Genomic DNA, 17,788 nt, shown 5'->3' on the forward strand with positions numbered 1-17,788 from the left:
GTTTGGTTTAAGTACTCTGCCCACCTCTCTCAGAGAGTTGCCGTAAATACCTCTATACGACATTTAAGTCTATTATTGCTTACTTATTTGTTTGCAACTATAATTAGTCGCAAATGGGAAGGGATTCCAATGAATAAACGCAACAAACAGTTATTTAAGCTGGGTAGTCATACCAATACTTTTCTTTGGAGAGATTTAGAAACGCTGATGTCTCAATTAGGGTATCAGCAACAAGAAATGGCTTGCTCCCGTGTGCGTTTTTATAATCCTGAGACGAGTCACATAGTGCACTTACATAGACCACACCCCGAGAATGTAATTAAAGGCGGTGCATTGAAAGCAGTGCGCGTGGCACTGAAGCAGGAGGGCTACCTATGAAACATCTGAGCTATAAGGGTTATCTAGGAACGATTGAACCCGATTTGGATAGCGGCATTCTGTTTGGAAAACTGGCCTTTATTCGTGATCTAGTCACCTATGAATCCTATGATCTAAAAGGACTAGAGCGTGAATTTCAGGCATCTGTTGATGGTTATTTGGCGGATTGTACTGAACTGGGTAAAACACCTGATACGCCATGTAAAGGCTCGTTTAATGTCCGAATCGGGCCTGATCTTCATATGGCCGCAAGTGTTGTAGCGAGTCGTGAACATATCTCACTAAATGACCTAGCTCGTCGAGCGTTGAGTGAATACATTGCACATCACGCAAGTAACGAACACTAATGCTATTCAAGTTGGCGTTCTTGCTGTCGTGTTCGCTAGAGCGCTGTTGTTATAGGCACTCTACCCACCTCTTCCAGAGAGCCGCCGTGAATACGTCCGTGTAGGCTTGAATGCCGCATCCATGCGGCATGCACTCTCTGAAAGTGATGGGCAGAGTGCTTTTCAGAGTGTTGTGGAGTACTTGGCTTTTTAAAAGCATTAAAGTTTAGGCAGCAAGTTAAGCTATTGAGTTGGGTTTACGGCTTTTAAAGGATAAGCAATATAAAGATCAGGATGATCATCATGCAAAATTTCGATTTGTTAGACCCCCGTAATGACTATGTTTTTAAACGCATCTTTGCTGAAGCGCCGGATTTGTTGGTGCATTTGATTAATGATGTGCGGCCAGATTTGCCGAGTATTACATCGGTAGAAGTTTTAAATCCAAGCATTAATCCAGCTGAGTTGACAGGCAAATACATCATTCTCGATGTGCTGGCGCAGGATGCGGAGAATAACCGCTATAATATTGAGATGCAGGTACGCCGTTACAATGCATGGGGTAAGCGCAGCGCGTATTATTTGGCGCGGATGCACAGATTGCGCAAGCGTCGGGTTTGAGTGTGTCAGAGGTTATGGTTTGCGAGACGATAGTAAGCACTAATCTGACATGGAAACGTTTTATCTCTGGTAGATTAAGTCGAGGCATCGATTTGGTCATTCAGCTTTGTCTTGCAGAGTGTTGTGGTGTACTCAGCTTCTTAAAAGTATTAAAGTTAATTTTGTAAGTTCAGTGAGTCAGTTGGGTTTGAAATGGGAGTGTTATGACGGAGCAGGATATTCGCTGGCAACAGCGCTACAGGCAATTCAATCGAGCGTATTTGTTATTGGTGCAAGCGATTGCAATTGAGTCGCCAAATATCGTTGAGCGTGCAGGTTTGATTCAGTTTTTTGAGATGGCATTTGAGTTGTCTTGGAAATTGTTGAAAGATTATCAACAGGCAGAGGGTTTTGAAGTGAATAGCCCACGGGCTGCAATTAAACTGGCTTTTCAAAATGGGATTGTTGATGACGGGCATGTTTGGATACAGGCGCTTGAGGATCGTAATCTAACAACTCATACGTATAATGAAGAAACGGCTCAGCAGGTTGAAAAAAAAATTCGGGAAACGTATTTTCCATTATTAAACGTGCTTAATAATCGATTTTCCGAGCTGGAAATAGAATGAACTTGGTGTTAAGGACAGGCTTATCGGATTCTGATTATGCATTAATTGCAGAGGCTGCCAAGCAGCAGTCTGAGATTGAGTCTTTAGTTTTATTTGGTTCAAGAGCAAAGGGTAATTTTCGAAAAGGCTCTGATGTAGATATTGCTGTGAAAGGGCTGTCGGTGACCTATGATTCGGTTATACGATTGAGTGATCAGTTGAATGAAGTTCTACCTCTACCGTATTTTTTTGATGTGTTGAACTATAACACCTTATCCGACCCTGAATTGAAAGCGCATATTGATCGTGTGGGTATGGAAATTTATATTATAAATAAATGATTTATAATATTTTTTGTGTTTGGAAACGCTGCCCATCCCCTTCAGAGAGTCGCCGTGAATACGTCCGTGTAGGCTTGAATGCCGCATCCATGCGGCATGCACTCTCTGAAAGTGATGGGTAGAGCGCCTTTCAGGGTGTTGCATTGAACTAAACGTATAAAGCAAAAGCCTGAGTGTAAACAGAGTAAGCAAACTGGCTTCAAGTTTATGAGCCAGTCCAAAGTTCATACATCGCCTTAACCCAGCGGCTTATACGCCTTCTGCATTCGCTGTCCTTTTTTCAAATCATGGTTTTCATCAAGCAACTCAGCTTTGAGTCGTTCTATGCGTTGGCTCATGCCTTGATCAGCGTCTTTTATTTGATTCAGAATTTCAGCCAAACGTAGGCTTTCTTGTTCGGATTGCACTGGTCGTTCGGAGATGTGATCGCGTAGTTGCAGCAAGAGCTTTTCGCGTTCGTTTTGCAGCAACTCGAGCGCTGCCCAATCCCTTGCATCTGTATAGGACAGCGCTTGTCGGGTCAGGTCCGATAACTTTTCGGCTAGGGACATTAAGGTCATGCACGCGTCTCCAAAGATAGAATAAACATTTTTTCTAAAGTTAAGTGTGCGCGAGTCGATAACTGAATTCAACCACGGTGCTTTGAATCAAATATGAAAAAAGTTCTAAAGGTTCTGACAAAGTGGGCGATATATAGATCATAAGCTCAGTTGACATGTCAGTCAGCTGTTGATGAATAAAGACGCATACGGGCATTCCGATGCACTCTGAGGAGAGACTCTCATGGCTATGGTAATTAACTCAAATATTCAGTCACTCAATGCACAGCGTCAGTTGAACCTGTCTCAGGGTGATTTGAAAAACTCTATGGAACGTCTTACCAGTGGTAAGCGTATCAACTCAGCAAAAGATGATGCAGCGGGCTTGGCTATTGCAAACCGCATGACGTCACAGATCAAAGGTTTGAACCAAGCGGTGCGTAATGCCAACGATGGTATCTCCATGATCCAGACCGCTGAGGGTGCACTGCAAGAAACCACCAACATTCTTCAACGTATGCGTGAGTTGTCCGTGCAGTCTGCAAACGGAACCTACGACACAGGTAACCGTTCAACTCTGAACGCTGAGGTTACCCAGCTGAAATCAGAATTAACCCGTATTGCCGAAACCACAAGCTTCAACGGTCAAAAACTATTAGATGGCACCTTAGGTGAAATCGGTTTGCAAGTGGGCTCTGAGTCTAACCAGACGATCAGCTTTGAAGTGGGTAAATTAGATGCTAAAGGCTTGGGTGGTCAGGCGGCTGGAGATGTTATTGGACGTACATTAGGTGGTACTACTAATGCTGCAGCTTTTACCGGCATCACTGGTGATGCTACCCAAGTCAATGGTTCCGCAGTTCAAATGACCATCAATGGTCAGAACGTTGGTAACTTGCAAGCAGCAGCTGCCGCAAATGATCTTCAAGGCGTATTAGACGAGATCAACAAAAATGTTTCTGGAGTAACAGCATCAGCCTTTACTGAGCTTACTGCAACAGGTGCAAATAACACAGGTATTATACGTGGTCCTGATGTTCTTTCAATTGAGGTTGTAGGCCCATCAACTGAATCTAACCGGATTGACATCAAAGATACCGGAAGTATGCAGGAAGTTGTTGATAAAATTAATCAACAAGGTAACGGTCTAATTAAAGCTGAGCTAGACAACGATGGAAATTTGCAGTTGTCAAATGATACAGGTGCTCAGATACGTGTCGTAGGTAATGTAGCTGCTACTGGTACAGTAATAGGCGGTACTGGTGTACCTGGTACTCCTGTTGCAGGTAGTGCAGTACAAGGTAATGGTGCAGCCGCAGTTGGCTTCGGTGCCGCAGGTGCTTTCAGTAATGCACAATTAGCCTTTACCATAACTGATCCGAATGTTCCATCTGTTGATATTGCTTTTAATACTGGAGTTCCTGGTGACATTGCTGCAGTTAATGCCGCAAATGCGATTATTAACAATGTAGGCGTTCAAGCAAGAACTGGATCAGATATAAATGGCGCTATAGTAGGCGCGAACAGCACCTTAGTTGAAGGTGCAATCAAAATTAATGGCGTCAATGTTGGAGCAACAGGCACAAATGCCAGTGCTCAAACAAGAGCCGAAATATTAAGAGATGAGATAAATAAAGTTTCTGATCAAACAGGTGTTGTCGCTTCAGTTGAGCAGGTTGGTGCAATTGCAGATGCCTTCCACCTGAAACTTGATTCAGTCAGTGGTGATGAAATTAAACTTGAGCTGTCAACTGCTGCAGCAACCGCAACTGGCCTTATTGAAACCAACAATGCCCAGTCTGTCGGAAACTCTGTCGCTAACATCGATATCTCAACTGCAGCGGGTGCTCAAAAAGCGATCGATATTATCGATACAGCGTTGGAACAGGTGAACTCGACTCGTGGTGATCTTGGTTCGGTTAACAACCGTTTAGAATTCACCATTAACAACCTGTCGAACATTTCCGAGAACTCTGCAGCTGCACGTTCACGGATTGAAGATGCGGACTTCGCCGCTGAAACTGCAGCACTGTCACGTGCTCAGGTATTGCAGCAGGCCGGTAGTGCGATGTTGGCTCAGGCCAATGCAGCACCACAGCAGGTACTGTCTCTTCTTCAGTAATTAAGAGACCTTAGGTTATACTCTAAAATGCCACCTGCACCTAACGGGTGGCATTTATCTTTTTAAACAGCGAGGTGTATTATGTCGATTGAAAGCATGAATGCCGCTGCAATCGCTCCCTCTGCGTCTCAATCGCGAGCGGATTCGGTGTCTTCGCGCGGAGAGCCTAATGAGGTTTCTTCAGCTAAGTCGTCCGAGCCGTCCAACTCCTCTCAAGTGAATGCTCCAGCATCTGAAGAACCTAAAGTACTTTCGATTGAAAAACTTGAAGAAGCGATCGATAAACTAAATGATATGATGCGTGATGGTCAGCGCTCGTTGAGTTTTTCGGTAGATGATAGCGCAGAAAAAGTAGTGGTACGCGTAGTGGATGTGCAAACCAGTGAAGTTATCCGGCAAATTCCCACGGAAGAGACCTTAAAGTTTGCAGAGTATTTAGAGGGAATGGTAGGTTTATTGTTTAACGATAAAGCCTAGAAGCTCTATCAATAAGAGCTAAGCGTGAGTTAAGCAAAAAGCGTCGAGGTGAAACATGAGCACAAATCTGGTGAGTGCCCTGGGTGCAGGGTCGGGTATCGATACTAAAACACTGGTCAGCGATCTGGTCGCCATCGAGCGGCAACCCGCAGAAGAGCGCTTGGATAAAAAACAAAGTAGCCTTGAAGCTCAAATATCAGGTTATGGTGTTTTTAAAAGTGGTTTGTCTGAATTCCAGAGTTTGTTGCGTCCACTGAGCGATGCCAAAACCTTTAGTGCACGCAGTGTGTCTTTTACCGAGAGCAACACGGTCACACCCACTAAGCTTGATGCAGATGCTGTGACTGGTAATTACCAAGTTGAAGTCTTGTCTTTGGCACGGTCTCAGTCTTTAGCAACCGGTGGTGTGTCAGATCGTCGAGCAGAAGTGGGCACAGGTACCTTAGAAATTAACTTTGGTAGCTGGAACGCTGGCACGACGGCATTTACCCGCAACACTGCGAAAGAGACACTGCAGATCACCATCGATTCGACCAATAACACTCTTGAAGGTGTGCGTGATGCCATTAATGGAGCGAATGCTGGGGTGCAAGCCTCTATCATTCAAGACGGTGGTCAGTTTCGTTTAATGATTTCATCGCCTACGGGTGAGTCAAATGCCTTGTCGATTACGGCGACAGATACGGGGGGCGGTGGTGCAAGTTTATCGTCTATGTTTGATTTTAATGAGAGCTCAAAAACCCTAACACAGGGTCAAGCCGCAGAGAATGCTCGTTTAAAAATTAATGGCCTTGAAATACAACGCGATTCTAACGAAATCAAGAATGTGATCGCAGGTCTTGAGTTTACGATAAACAAACAAAGTCCTGGCGAGATTATCAACTTTGCTATCACGGAAGACAAGGCGACAGGTGAACAGGCAATTCGTGATTTTGTTGAAGGGTTTAACACCTTTTATAAGCTGTCATCCGATTTGACGGGTTACAGCCGCGATGAAAGCAACCAGTTAGTGAAGGGCGATTTGGCATCGGATGGCATTGCAAAAAGCCTTTTGTCACGCTTACGTGAAATGCTGGTGTCTCCTGTGCGGGGGGTAAATTCAGATTTCTCATCGCTTGCAACTCTAGGCATCAAAACCGAGCTTGATGGAACTCTGTCGATCAACGAAAAAGAATTCAGTGCGGCCATTGCCAATAACTTTGACAAACTCGCTGCCATTTTCTCGCCGCAAATTCGCTCCGATTCTGCGCTTGTAACAGGAACACTGGGTACGGCGGCCAGTAATGCTCAGGCAGGACGTTACGAGATTGAAGTGACTACGGCTCCTGAAAAAGGTCGTTATGCAGGCAATGAACTGGCAGGTGGGTTTACTCCTTTCTCAACGGGAACCGATGATCTGAGTTTTCGATTGCGGATTAACGGAATCGAGTCTGGATTGATTCAGTTACCGCAAAATAAATCCTATGCTTCAGCTCAGGAGTTGGCTGCCGATATGCAGTCATTGATAAATGCCGACCCTAAGTTCAGTGGTCAAATGGCGGGTGTTGATGTTGGGTATGATGCCACCGCATCAGCGTTTACCTTTACTTCACGTGAGTATGGTGCCTCCTCTAATGTTGTGTTTACCAATGTCAGTGCTGATGCGCAAGCGAATATTGGCTTGGCAGTTAGGGCAGGCCAAGCAGGTAAGGATGTTGTGGGTACTATTAACGGCGTTGCTGGCTTTGGTGCAGGGAACGTTCTATTGCCGCCACTTAACTCACCGGGATATGGGTTGAACTTTACTGTGTCTGAGTCGGCTTCAGGCGTGCCTTATTCTGCAACCATCGATTACTCTCAGGGGCTCAGTGGAGAGCTTAATCGTTTAGTGGCAAATTTCTTGGCAAAAGATGGAGCGATTGATACCCGCGAAACCAGCTTGAATCGTGATTTAACACTTATTGGTGACGAACGAGAAAAGCTCGATACGCGCATGGATCGACGATTTATTCAATTGCAGGCACAATTTTTAGCCATGGAGCGTATAATCTCAAGTTTTCAGGCGACAGGTGAGCAACTAAATGGTCTGATTGATCGTTTGCCTTTCACTGCTAGTCGACGTTAATTATAAAATTCGGTAGATCATTATGAACGCACCCAAAGCCTTACAACAATATAAGCAAGTAGATATTCACTCAACCGTGCAAACGGCTTCACCGCATAAGCTTATTTCAATGTTACTAACAGGAGCTCTCGAAGCTTTCGCTAAGGGAAAAGGTGCAATTGAGCGCAATGAAATAGATGCTCGCTCTTCACATCTAAACAAAGGGAATGACATCCTGATTGCCCTGCGTGATAACCTAAACCTTGAAGAAGGCGGAGACGTCGCTGCAAACCTAGATAAGCTTTATGTTTATATGTTGGAAACATCTTTACAAGCCAACCGTCTGAACGACGCCGACAAAGTTCAAGAAATCATGAACCTCCTTCTTGAAATCAAACAAGGCTGGGATGAAATGCCCATCGAATACCGTAACGGCTAGTCACGTATCCATCTCCTCCCTTGCCCCTAGTGTGACTCCGTTGCCTAGGGGCTTTTCTTTGAATCTTCTACTACATCTGTTTGTCAGTGTTTAGATGCAGATCTGAGTTTGATGACTTCTTCTATTGGTAAACCAGAGACATCTGCGATTGTGGCGTCGTCCATATCGGTACGGGTAATCAAATTATGAGCGATTCTAACTTGGCTCGCTTGCTCGCCCTCCATGCGACCTTTTTGTATGCCGCGTATCTCTCCACGCTGTTCACTCTGGAGGCGTTCTTTCTGTACTAAATTCTCTAGATTCTCAGCTAGCATATCTCTGTCCTCTATTAAGCTGTTTAGCTTGTCTAGGTTGATCTTTGCACCTAAGTACTTCAAGTGGCGCTTGATCCAGCGAGTGACGATCTTATCAATGCGCTCCTTATTCGGATCTGCTTTAATAATCGCGACAATTCGATCCACCGCACGTTGCAAGTCTTGAAAGCTTTTACCTGCGTTCTCAATTGAAAACATTCCGCTTAAGGGGGTGCTTTTAAAACCCAAGTCTTCATCAGTATAGCGCCCTTCATCAACCAAGTAATAGCGTAAGTGTGGTTGATAGGCCTTTAAAAAAGCGGGAGGTTCAGGTGTGATCATGTCGAATATATCGTGCTTTGCCGTCCAGCGTTTGGAGCCGTTATATAAAACAATGGGTAAAATGGGTGGTAAACCTTTCTTTAGAGTAGTCTTTTTGTTTTTTAACAGGTGATCATAGAAGCAGGCCACATAATGCAGCAGGCGTATGGGCATTTTGGCATCGGGTTGGGATTGAAACTCCAGTAAAATATAGATGAATATGGGGTGTTTAATGCCATCCCATGTGACTTCGACAGACCAAACGACATCTTCAAGTTTTTCTTCAAACAGGGGCGTGATGTAGTTACCACTGTGGATGGACAGGGTTGAGAAATCCATGATCTCAGCGATTTCGACGGGAATAAAGCCTTCAATAAGCTGTTGAACGAATTCAGGGTAGCTAAAGACTTCCTTGTACGCGGTATCGTAGTGCTTTGCCATAATAGACTCCTTTCTATTGGCGTGTTCTACCTTGTATTACAGTCGAAAGTGTATGTTTTCACTCATCAATACTCAAGCACTAGCACTGATTCCTTTCGTCTGTCGTCACATATCAGGATTATTGGACAGAGAACGCAGGCCCGACACTTCTCTCGGTTGGCACCCTTTTCTAGAGGGGTGGTGGTACCGCTGCCGAGGGACCATCTGCCGCCAGGACGGCGGCAGTTGAGCGGTCATGGATGACGCAAAGCGTGTCCCACGGCAGCGGTACCACCACCCCGGACTGGCACTGAGTTTGGTCAGTTAGTGCGATTGCCCAAGTCTGTACTGAGTCAGAACTTTACTTCAAGTACGGTATCAGTTAAGAAGCCCTCAAATTTATCCTAAATAGGAGGAGCCACATTATGTATGTAGTAGCTTTTGATTTGAAGGTGTCTGATCTTGATCAGCACCGTTTCCTAAGTGCTTTCTTTGAATGAGTGTGATAGCGGCTTACCATGCTAGCATAAGTTTTTTTCGAAAGTTTCGAATATTGACTTTTTTCGAATATTTCGGATAATTACCATGTAAACATAACCGGAGAGAGTGCTAATGAGCATTGTAACGACATTGCCTAGTCCAGAAGAGATTGCTTTAGCGAAGCTTGGCAGCCAAGAATTATCAGCAGTGATTCAAAGTGGTGGAGAAGCCCAGTTAATCAATGTTATCGATGGAATGGGAAAAAATCATGAAATTACCATCCCTTCCAGTGCATTAAGATTGATGATAGAAGTGTTAACTCAACTAGGTGAAGGTAACTCAGTTAATATAACGCCAATTCATGCTGAACTGACTACACAGGAAGGTGCTGATATTTTAAACATGTCTCGTCCCACATTCATTAAATTACTGGATTCTGGAGAAATACCTTTCAGTCGAAAGGGCAATCGTAGAAAAGTTTCTTTTTCAGCAATCATGCAGTACAAAAGAAATCTTGAAAATCTAAGGCTAGAAACGCTTAATGAATTATCAGCATTGGATCAAGAGTTGGGTATGGGATACTGATGTCAACTTACACGGTAGTTTTCGACGCTTGTGTCATGTATCCAGCCCCTCTTCGTAGCTATTTGATGTTTTTAGCTAATACGGGTTTGTTTCGGGCACGATGGACAGAGCAAATACATGATGAATGGATGAGAAATCTTAGAATCAATAATCCTGGTCTTGATCCGCAAAAACTGCAACGTACTAAAGAGCTTATGAATTGTCATGTTCCAGACTGTTTGGTTGAGGATTATGAGCCATTAATCTTGGGAATTTCGTTGCCCGACGAGAACGATAGGCATGTTGTTGCCGCAGCCTTAAAAGGACAAGCAGAGGCAATTATAACGTTCAACTTGAAGGACTTTCCAACACTACAATTAAATCACTTAGGTTTATCAGCGATTCATCCTGATGAATTTCTAAATGATATGTTCGAATTAAATCCTAGTGCTTGTATCAAGGCGGCACAACAGCATAGACAGAGCCTGAAGTGTCCACCGATGTCAGTGGACGATTACCTTGAATGCTTACAAAAGCAAAAGCTGCCAAGTTTTGTATTCAAACTTAAATCATATAGAGCAATCTTATAGCCTAGCCCGACACATCTCTCGGTTGGCACCCTTTTCTAGAGGGGTGGTGGTACCGCTGCCGAGGGACCGTCTGCCGCCAGGACGGTGGCAGTCGAGCGGTCAAGGATGACGCAAAGCGTGTCCCACGGAAGCGGTACCACCACCCCGGATTGGCACCGAGTTTGATCAGTTAGTGTGATTGCCCTTGGGATTCAACCGTCAAATGATTGACAAAATTCAGATACACGTTACCCTAGTGCGATTCAATTTGCTGAACACTGGGCTATGACGACTTATAATTTTGACGTTTTACTCCTCGATGACGATCCAGAGCGGCGTTTAGCAGTGCAAACCTGCTTAGGTTTTCTGGATATCCACTGTCATAATTTTGACTTTGTCACGTGGCTACAACAAGGCGATACCTTCAATCTATCCAATATTGGATTGGTGTTGATGGGCTATAGCCGTTTGCCCTTGTCGCCCGCTAAGCTGATGGCCGCGTTAACTGATGAGCAGCGCTTAATTCCCAAAGTCTTGCTGTGCGAATGGACCGAGTTAGAAGCAGAAACCGCACGGGATTTGGGAGTGTTGGGTGTTTGGTTGCCACCTTTTCGCTATAAAACCTTAATGGACGACTTGCATCAAGCGTCGGTTTGGCGTGGGCGCTCGGTTGCGCAGGAGTTGTGGGCAAAAGATCTGACAGGGTTTGTTGGGCAGAGCCCTAAAATTCGTGAGGTGCGAAGCCTTGTTCACCAAGTGGCCTGTAAAGATGCCAGTGTGATGATTACGGGTGAGTCTGGGACGGGTAAAGAAGTGATTGCGCGCGCCTTGCATGAGCATTCGGATCGGAAGGGGCAGCCCTTTGTCCCTGTGAATTGTGGCGCTATCCCGGCGGAGTTGCTAGAGAGCGAGTTGTTTGGTCATGAACGTGGCGCCTTTACGGGGGCGATCAGCAGTCGAGCGGGCCGTTTTGAAATGGCCAATGGTGGCACGTTATTTTTAGATGAAATTGGTGATATGCCCTTGCCGATGCAGGTCAAGCTGCTGCGGGTGCTACAGGAACGCCAGTTTGAGCGGGTCGGTGGCAGCAAGACGATTGAGGTGGATGTGCGCATTATCACGGCCACACACAAGCACCTCGAAACCATGATTCACGAGGGTGAGTTCCGCGAAGATTTGTATTATCGTTTAAATGTGTTTCCTATCGAAGTACCACCGCTGCGCGAGCGTATTGAAGACCTGCCGTTGCTGATCAATGAGTTGGTGCAACGCTTGGCGGCGCAGGGCTTAGACCCGATTCAGTTTCATCCTGCTGCGCTAGAATCTCTGCGCTGCCATGCCTGGCCTGGTAACGTGCGCGAGTTGGCGAACCTAATTGAACGCCTGTCAATCCTGCATCCTAATCGCGTGATTGGTGTGTCGGAGTTGCCGCCAAAATTCCGACACTGCCCTGAACCCAACCCAGATCACTATCTGTCACATCAAAATAATGAGCGGGTGATCCAGTTGCCTGAGTTACAGACATCAAGCACCCACTCAAAAGGCATTGATTCATTGGCAGGTGCTTTGCAGTTGCCAGAAGATGGGATAGATCTAAAGTCCTTTTTGGAGCAGCAAGAGCGACGCTTGATTGAGCAGGCATTGGACGGTGCGGGCCAAGTAGTGGCGCGTGCAGCACAACAGTTGCAAATTCGACGCACGACCTTGGTGGAAAAAATGCGTAAGTATGGAATTTCACGAGCATGAGCGAGACAGAACAAGCATTGCAGGCGCGGATTGTCGCATTGGAACATGAGGTTGCTGCACTGCAAGAGGAGAAAAAGGCCTTGGCACGCTTGCGTGAGTTGATTGATTTAATGCCCGGCGGGGTGTTGGTGATTGACAATCGTGGCCGTATCGCAGAATGCAATCCCGCTGCAGAGCAGTTGCTTGGAACGCAGTTGCAGGATGAGGCTTGGTTGTCGATTATTCAAACCTGCTTTGCACCACGGCCGGATGATGGCCACGAAGTGTCTCTAAAAAACGGTAAGCGAGTGAGCTTGGCGACCGAGGCCTTACCGGATGAGCCAGGGCAGCTGGTGTTTATTACTGATCAGACTCAAACACGAGATTTACAGGCGCGTTTGCATCATTATCAACGTTTATCCGAAATGGGGCGAATGATGGCGTCCTTAGCACATCAGGTGAGAACACCCTTATCGACAGCCTTGATTTATGCGTCACATTTGATGTCGCCGAGTTTACAGGATGATCAGCGTATCAAGTTTGCGGGCAAGGTAAAAACAAATTTAACGCATCTTGAACAACAAGTACGCGATATGCTGATTTTTGCCCGTGGCGAAACACGCCTTGATAATCAAGTGAGTGCAGAGGCATTGTTGGCCGCGATTGAGGACTTGCTGGATCAGCCGTTGAGTCAGTACGACGCCGACTGTGAATTTATCAATTTGGCAGGCGATGTACATATTCAATGCAATCTCGAAGCCTTATTGGGTGCGGTATTGAACCTTGTTAATAATGCGTTGCAGGCAACGGGTTTGGGAGCTGAGCTGAGTATTCGCTTGGAGCAGGAAAGAGGACGTCTGCGCCTATCGGTACAAGATCAGGGGCCAGGTATTGCGCCTGAGTTGATTGAGCAGGTACAAACGCCGTTTTTTACCACTAAAACGCATGGGACCGGTTTGGGGCTAGCCATTGCGCAGGTGATGGCGAGAGCGCATCATGGTCATTTTGAGTTGAAATCCGTGCTGGGAGAGGGCACCTGTGCCACCTTTATTTTACCACTTAGAGCTTAGCGCTCAGCGCGAAAGGCGAAATATGTCAGTTAATAAGTTAGATCGGGGTTGCGTATGTCCTTGAAGGTGTTAATCGTCGAGGATGATTTGGGTCTGCGCGAGGCTTTGTGCGACACTTTGAGCTTGGCTAATATTGGCTTTGTCGAGGCGGGGTCAGCAGAAGACGCCCTTGTATATTTAGAGCATACCCGTGTCGATATGGTCGTCACCGATGTCAATATGCCGGGGATGGACGGCCATCAGTTGTTGGCGCAGATTAAACAACGTTTTCCTCTGTTGCCCGTGGCATTAATTACCGCCTATGGGCAGGTTGATCGTGCGGTGGATGCCATACGCTCAGGGGCAGTTGATTATTTGATGAAGCCCTTCGAGCCGAAGCAGTTAGTGGAGTTGGTGCTGACGCACACAAAAGGCTGGGTGGGTGATCAGGTGGATACGCCTGTGGCGGAGTCTCCAGCCAGTCAGCATTTGTTGCAGATCGCACAGCGTGTGGCGCAAACTGATTCAACGGTGATGATTACGGGCGAGTCAGGAACGGGTAAAGAGGTGTTGGCGCGTTACATACACCAGCATTCTGCACGTGCGCAGGCCCCTTTTGTCGCGATCAACTGTGCGGCTATTCCCGAAAACATGCTAGAGGCTACCCTGTTTGGCCATGAAAAGGGCGCGTTTACGGGTGCCTTGAGCAGTGTGCCGGGTAAGTTTGAACAGGCCAATGGTGGTACCTTGTTGCTGGATGAAATCAGTGAAATGGATTTAGGGCTGCAGGCCAAGCTATTGCGAGTGTTGCAAGAGCAAGAGGTAGAGCGGATTGGCAGTCGTAAGATGATTAAGCTTGATGTGCGGGTTCTCGCCACCAGTAATCGACACTTAGAGCAGTTTGTCGCTGAAGGTCGCTTCCGTGAAGATCTGTATTACCGCTTAAATGTGTTTCCTTTGCAGTGGTTGCCTTTACGCGAGCGTGTTGAAGATATTGTACCGCTGGCTAAACGTTTGTTGGCTCAGCATTGTAAAAAAATGAAGCGCTCTCTGGCGAGTTTAAGTGAAGCGGCCTGCGAGCGCTTACAAAGCTATGCGTGGCCAGGCAATGTTCGTGAGTTGGACAATACGATTCAGCGTGCGTTGATTTTGCAAATGGGGCCGATGATTCAACAGGATGATTTGCACATGGGAGTGACCAGTATTCCAATGCGACATCTCTCCCCAAGCCCATCGATGAGTTCACCTGCGATAAAAATGGCCGTTGTTGAGCCATCAATACCTGAGCCATCGGTAGGGGGAGCGTTGGATCAGGATTTACGCCAACATGAGAATCAAATTATCATTGATGCCTTGGTGAGTTTTAAGGGAAGTCGTAAGTTGGCGGCTGAGCATCTCGGCATCAGCCCTCGTACCTTGCGTTATAAGTTAGCTAAAATACGTGAGCAGGGGATCAATTTAGATGATCTATTATCCGGATGATGCCTTGTTAGGGAAATTCAACTCAGCATTCTGAGCTTGCACATTAGTCGAACGGAGGGTATTTATCGAAAAATACGACTTTAGAGAAATTCAATGTAGGTCATTAAGTTAGCGCCGTTTTACGTGCTTATTTTAGGTCTTAGTTCTATAGTTAAAGATTGGTGAGACCAATGTCTAATTAAGGCCGAGGGTAAGCTTCTGTATAAACGTATTAAAGCCATGCGAATTTTGCGTTAGTCGCAATAAAAACAAAAAAGACAGCGTATCGGGCGGTATAAAAACAAATCTCAAGCTAAGGGCATATACATGAGTGATCAGAACGTTTTTCCGGTAGATCCAGCGTTTGCAGCAAACGCACATATCGATAACGCTAAATACGAAGCAATGTACGAACAGTCGATTAACGATCCTGAAGCTTTCTGGGGGGAGCAAGGAAAGCGCATTGACTGGATTAAGCCTTATACTCGCGTCAAAAATACATCCTTTGATCCGCATAACGTTTCCATCAAGTGGTACGAAGATGGCACATTAAACGTGTCTGCTAACTGTCTAGACCGTCATCTGGCGACGCGTGGCGATCAAGTGGCTATTATTTGGGAAGGCGACAATCCCGAAGAAGATGAAAAAATCACCTATCGTGACCTGCATGAGCGCGTTTGTCGCTTTGCCAATGCTTTAAAAGCGCAAGGCATCCAAAAAGGCGATGTGGTCACGCTTTACTTGCCGATGATTCCAGAAGCAGCGGTAGCGATGCTGGCGTGTACACGTATCGGTGCGATTCACTCCATCGTATTCGGTGGTTTCTCGCCAGAAGCTTTAGCAAGCCGTATTATCGGTGCGAAGTCTAAGTTGGTTGTTACCTCCAATTATTCTCTTCGTGGTGGCAAGCAAGTGCCATTAAAAGCCAACGTTGATGCCGCGATTGACGATCATGGTGCATCCGCGTGTATTGAGCGGGTGATTGTCGTTCAGCGCACAACCAAAGACGTGGCTTGGCACGAAAACCGTGACGTATGGTGTCACGAAGTCTGTGCAGCAGCTTCTGCTGATTGTCCTCCTGAAGAAATGAACGCTGAAGACCCGCTGTTTATCCTTTACACTTCAGGTTCAACGGGACAGCCAAAAGGCTTACAGCACACTACCGGCGGCTATTTGGTTTATGCGTCCATGACCCATGAGTACATCTTTGACTATCACGAAGGTGATGTCTATTGGTGTACGGCTGACGTAGGTTGGGTAACAGGGCATTCCTATATTGTTTACGGTCCTTTGGCGAACGGTGCGACCACGCTGATGTTTGAAGGTGTGCCAAGCTATCCTGACAACAGCCGTTTTGGCCGTGTAATCGAAAAGCACAAAGTTAACCAGTTCTATACCGCTCCGACCGCTATTCGTGCGCTGATGCAACAGGGTGAGGATGTATTAGGCGATTCGGATCTATCCAGCTTGAAGCTATTGGGATCTGTAGGTGAGCCAATTAACCCTGAAGCTTGGACTTGGTACCACCGTATTTTCGGTAAGGGTAAGTGTCCAATCGTGGATACTTGGTGGCAGACAGAAACTGGCGGCATTATGATCGTGCCATTACCGGGTGCGACGCCAACTAAACCTGGCTCTGCAACGCGTCCATTCTTCGGTGTTCAGCCTGCATTGGTTGATAGCGAGGGCAACGAGATAGTGGGGGCGGGTGACGGTAATTTGGTTATCACTGACTCTTGGCCGGGCCAAAGCCGTAGTATTTTTGGCGATCACGAACGTTTTGTGCAGACCTACTTCTCAACCTTTAAAGGCAGCTACACCACGGGTGATGGTGCGCGTCGTGATGAAGACGGCTATTACTGGATTACGGGTCGTGTCGATGACGTTATCAACGTGTCTGGTCACCGTATGGGGACGGCAGAAGTTGAATCAGCGTTGGTTGCTCACCCTGCTGTTGCTGAGGCCGCAGTAGTGGGTTACCCACATGACCTTAAAGGTCAGGGTATCTATGTTTATGTGACCTTGAAAGCAGGGTATGAACAGTCCGATGATCTAATGAAAGAGTTGCGCAATTGGGTGCGTAGCGAAATCGGCCCCATTGCATCACCTGATTTGATTCAGTTCTCCCCAGGTATGCCAAAAACGCGTTCAGGTAAAATCATGCGTCGTATTTTGCGTAAGATCGCTGAAGATGATTTCAGTGCCTTGGGTGATACCTCAACGCTGGCTGACCCATCAGTTGTTGATGACTTGATTGAGCATCGTTTGAATCGTAAAAGCTAATTGATTGCTTTGTCCTAAATTAACTCCTCTCTGACTGTGTCAGGGGGGAGTTTTGCGTTTAAAGAGATGCTATTATGCATTGACGAAGTAAGCGGGTCTGAGAGAGGAACACCATGCAATTAGCACAAAAGGTTATCATTGCTGACGATCATCCATTGTTTCGCGCAGCTCTGAAACAGGCGGTTATGCAAGCAGTCCCTGGCGTTGAGATCGTTGAGGCTGACTCACTTTCAGCAGTTCAAGGCGCTGCTGAGCAGCATGTTGATGCAGATTTGATTCTATTGGATATCCACATGCCTGGCGCGCATGGTTTCTCTGGGTTGGTGTTTTTACGCGGACAGCATCCGGGTGTACCCGTTATTGTGGTGTCCGGCAGTGAAGAACCCCATGTAATGAAGCGTGCTATGGATTACGGTGCCTCTGGGTTTATTCCTAAGTCTTCTCCATTAGAGGTGATTTCGGAAGCGATTACACAGGTGCTTGAAGGGGAAGAGTGGCTGCCTCAGGAAATCAGCAGTGTTGCCGATTTGCCAGAGGAAGACTATAAGTTTGCTTCAGCGTTGGCTTCCTTAACGCCACAGCAGTTTAGAGTGCTGACCATGTTGACTGAAGGTTTGCTGAATAAGCAAATTGCCTATGAGTTGAGCGTGTCAGAAGCCACCATCAAGGCGCACGTAACGGCCATTCTACGTAAGCTGGGTGTCCACAGC

18 protein-coding genes are annotated in these 17,788 nt (G+C 46.4%); 16 read left to right on the forward strand and 2 right to left on the reverse strand.

The window, feature by feature from the left end; translation table 11 throughout:
- The first annotated feature begins 129 nt into the window (after positions 1–129).
- The 5 genes from DN062_RS17075 to DN062_RS17095 all read left to right on the forward strand — a co-directional run bounded on the left by DN062_RS17075 (position 130) and on the right by DN062_RS17095 (position 2,253).
- Positions 130–378, forward strand: coding sequence for a type II toxin-antitoxin system HicA family toxin (locus DN062_RS17075; RefSeq protein ID WP_112160510.1), 249 nt, complete (start codon positions 130–132; stop codon positions 376–378).
- Complete coding sequence (locus tag DN062_RS17080; protein WP_112160511.1) at positions 375–725, forward strand: type II toxin-antitoxin system HicB family antitoxin; 351 nt, start codon at positions 375–377, stop codon at positions 723–725. The genes DN062_RS17075 and DN062_RS17080 overlap by 4 nt, the downstream gene beginning before the upstream one ends.
- 282 nt (positions 726–1,007) lie before the next feature.
- Positions 1,008–1,325 (forward strand): Rpn family recombination-promoting nuclease/putative transposase, encoded by a 318-nt coding sequence (locus tag DN062_RS17085; protein WP_112160512.1) that lies wholly within the window; start codon positions 1,008–1,010, stop codon positions 1,323–1,325.
- 203 nt (positions 1,326–1,528) lie between these two features.
- Positions 1,529–1,933: a nucleotidyltransferase substrate binding protein gene (locus tag DN062_RS17090; protein ID WP_112160513.1), complete on the forward strand. Its 405-nt coding sequence runs from the start codon at positions 1,529–1,531 to the stop codon at positions 1,931–1,933.
- Positions 1,930–2,253 (forward strand): nucleotidyltransferase domain-containing protein, encoded by a 324-nt coding sequence (locus DN062_RS17095; protein ID WP_112160514.1) that lies wholly within the window; start codon positions 1,930–1,932, stop codon positions 2,251–2,253. The genes DN062_RS17090 and DN062_RS17095 overlap by 4 nt, the downstream gene beginning before the upstream one ends.
- Positions 2,254–2,489: 236 nt before the next feature.
- Here the strand turns inward: DN062_RS17095 and DN062_RS17100 are convergent, their stop codons facing one another.
- Positions 2,490–2,813: a flagellar protein FliT gene (locus DN062_RS17100; protein ID WP_112160515.1), complete on the reverse strand. Its 324-nt coding sequence runs from the start codon at positions 2,811–2,813 to the stop codon at positions 2,490–2,492.
- Between the two features lie 223 nt (positions 2,814–3,036).
- Between DN062_RS17100 and DN062_RS17105 the strand changes: the two genes are divergently transcribed.
- The 4 genes from DN062_RS17105 to fliS all read left to right on the forward strand — a co-directional run bounded on the left by DN062_RS17105 (position 3,037) and on the right by fliS (position 7,913).
- The gene (locus DN062_RS17105; protein ID WP_112160516.1) at positions 3,037–4,914 is read left to right on the forward strand and encodes a flagellin N-terminal helical domain-containing protein; all 1,878 of its coding nucleotides are present in this window, start codon (positions 3,037–3,039) and stop codon (positions 4,912–4,914) included.
- Positions 4,915–4,995: 81 nt separating this feature from the next.
- Complete coding sequence (locus tag DN062_RS17110; protein ID WP_112160517.1) at positions 4,996–5,391, forward strand: flagellar protein FlaG; 396 nt, start codon at positions 4,996–4,998, stop codon at positions 5,389–5,391.
- Positions 5,392–5,446: 55 nt separating this feature from the next.
- Complete coding sequence (fliD, locus tag DN062_RS17115; RefSeq protein WP_112160518.1) at positions 5,447–7,495, forward strand: flagellar filament capping protein FliD; 2,049 nt, start codon at positions 5,447–5,449, stop codon at positions 7,493–7,495.
- Positions 7,496–7,517: 22 nt separating this feature from the next.
- Positions 7,518–7,913, forward strand: coding sequence for a flagellar export chaperone FliS (gene fliS, locus DN062_RS17120; RefSeq protein WP_112160519.1), 396 nt, complete (start codon positions 7,518–7,520; stop codon positions 7,911–7,913).
- Positions 7,914–7,996: 83 nt separating this feature from the next.
- Here fliS and DN062_RS17125 read toward each other — a convergent pair whose 3' ends face one another.
- Positions 7,997–8,968 (reverse strand): Rpn family recombination-promoting nuclease/putative transposase, encoded by a 972-nt coding sequence (locus tag DN062_RS17125; RefSeq protein WP_112160520.1) that lies wholly within the window; start codon positions 8,966–8,968, stop codon positions 7,997–7,999.
- 591 nt (positions 8,969–9,559) lie between these two features.
- Here DN062_RS17125 and DN062_RS17130 point away from each other — a divergent pair.
- The 7 genes from DN062_RS17130 to DN062_RS17160 all read left to right on the forward strand — a co-directional run.
- On the forward strand, positions 9,560–10,012 hold the full coding sequence (locus tag DN062_RS17130; protein ID WP_112160521.1) for a helix-turn-helix domain-containing protein: 453 nt from the start codon (positions 9,560–9,562) through the stop codon (positions 10,010–10,012).
- Positions 10,012–10,581 carry a PIN domain-containing protein gene (locus DN062_RS17135; RefSeq protein ID WP_112160522.1) on the forward strand — a complete coding sequence of 190 codons (570 nt, stop codon included), beginning with the start codon at positions 10,012–10,014 and terminating at the stop codon, positions 10,579–10,581. Before DN062_RS17130 ends, DN062_RS17135 begins: the two co-directional genes overlap by 1 nt.
- A gap of 264 nt (positions 10,582–10,845) precedes the next feature.
- Positions 10,846–12,306, forward strand: coding sequence for a sigma-54 interaction domain-containing protein (locus DN062_RS17140; protein ID WP_112160523.1), 1,461 nt, complete (start codon positions 10,846–10,848; stop codon positions 12,304–12,306).
- Positions 12,303–13,355 (forward strand): sensor histidine kinase, encoded by a 1,053-nt coding sequence (locus tag DN062_RS17145; protein ID WP_112160524.1) that lies wholly within the window; start codon positions 12,303–12,305, stop codon positions 13,353–13,355. The genes DN062_RS17140 and DN062_RS17145 overlap by 4 nt, the downstream gene beginning before the upstream one ends.
- Positions 13,356–13,409: 54 nt before the next feature.
- Positions 13,410–14,816 carry a sigma-54-dependent transcriptional regulator gene (locus DN062_RS17150; protein ID WP_112160525.1) on the forward strand — a complete coding sequence of 469 codons (1,407 nt, stop codon included), beginning with the start codon at positions 13,410–13,412 and terminating at the stop codon, positions 14,814–14,816.
- 306 nt (positions 14,817–15,122) lie between these two features.
- Positions 15,123–17,078, forward strand: a complete 1,956-nt coding sequence (acs, locus tag DN062_RS17155; RefSeq protein WP_112160526.1) for an acetate--CoA ligase — start codon at positions 15,123–15,125, stop codon at positions 17,076–17,078.
- Positions 17,079–17,191: 113 nt separating this feature from the next.
- Positions 17,192–17,788 (forward strand): response regulator transcription factor (locus DN062_RS17160; protein ID WP_112160527.1); only part of this gene is annotated, 597 nt, incomplete at its 3' end.

Source organism: Nitrincola tibetensis, from assembly GCF_003284585.1.
GTDB classification, from domain to species: Bacteria; Pseudomonadota; Gammaproteobacteria; order Pseudomonadales; family Balneatricaceae; genus Nitrincola; species Nitrincola tibetensis.

Excerpts from the sequence above, each read along its gene's own strand:
- DN062_RS17075 (WP_112160510.1), top strand. The coding sequence starts at position 130 with ATGAATAAACGCAACAAACAGTTATTTAAGCTGGGTAGTCATACCAAT.
- DN062_RS17080 (WP_112160511.1), top strand. The coding sequence starts at position 375 with ATGAAACATCTGAGCTATAAGGGTTATCTAGGAACGATTGAACCCGAT.
- DN062_RS17085 (WP_112160512.1), top strand. The coding sequence starts at position 1,008 with ATGCAAAATTTCGATTTGTTAGACCCCCGTAATGACTATGTTTTTAAA.
- DN062_RS17090 (WP_112160513.1), top strand. The coding sequence starts at position 1,529 with ATGACGGAGCAGGATATTCGCTGGCAACAGCGCTACAGGCAATTCAAT.
- DN062_RS17095 (WP_112160514.1), top strand. The coding sequence starts at position 1,930 with ATGAACTTGGTGTTAAGGACAGGCTTATCGGATTCTGATTATGCATTA.
- DN062_RS17100 (WP_112160515.1), bottom strand. The coding sequence starts at position 2,813 with ATGACCTTAATGTCCCTAGCCGAAAAGTTATCGGACCTGACCCGACAA.
- DN062_RS17105 (WP_112160516.1), top strand. The coding sequence starts at position 3,037 with ATGGCTATGGTAATTAACTCAAATATTCAGTCACTCAATGCACAGCGT.
- DN062_RS17110 (WP_112160517.1), top strand. The coding sequence starts at position 4,996 with ATGTCGATTGAAAGCATGAATGCCGCTGCAATCGCTCCCTCTGCGTCT.
- fliD (WP_112160518.1), top strand. The coding sequence starts at position 5,447 with ATGAGCACAAATCTGGTGAGTGCCCTGGGTGCAGGGTCGGGTATCGAT.
- fliS (WP_112160519.1), top strand. The coding sequence starts at position 7,518 with ATGAACGCACCCAAAGCCTTACAACAATATAAGCAAGTAGATATTCAC.
- DN062_RS17125 (WP_112160520.1), bottom strand. The coding sequence starts at position 8,968 with ATGGCAAAGCACTACGATACCGCGTACAAGGAAGTCTTTAGCTACCCT.
- DN062_RS17130 (WP_112160521.1), top strand. The coding sequence starts at position 9,560 with ATGAGCATTGTAACGACATTGCCTAGTCCAGAAGAGATTGCTTTAGCG.
- DN062_RS17135 (WP_112160522.1), top strand. The coding sequence starts at position 10,012 with ATGTCAACTTACACGGTAGTTTTCGACGCTTGTGTCATGTATCCAGCC.
- DN062_RS17140 (WP_112160523.1), top strand. The coding sequence starts at position 10,846 with ATGACGACTTATAATTTTGACGTTTTACTCCTCGATGACGATCCAGAG.
- DN062_RS17145 (WP_112160524.1), top strand. The coding sequence starts at position 12,303 with ATGAGCGAGACAGAACAAGCATTGCAGGCGCGGATTGTCGCATTGGAA.
- DN062_RS17150 (WP_112160525.1), top strand. The coding sequence starts at position 13,410 with ATGTCCTTGAAGGTGTTAATCGTCGAGGATGATTTGGGTCTGCGCGAG.
- acs (WP_112160526.1), top strand. The coding sequence starts at position 15,123 with ATGAGTGATCAGAACGTTTTTCCGGTAGATCCAGCGTTTGCAGCAAAC.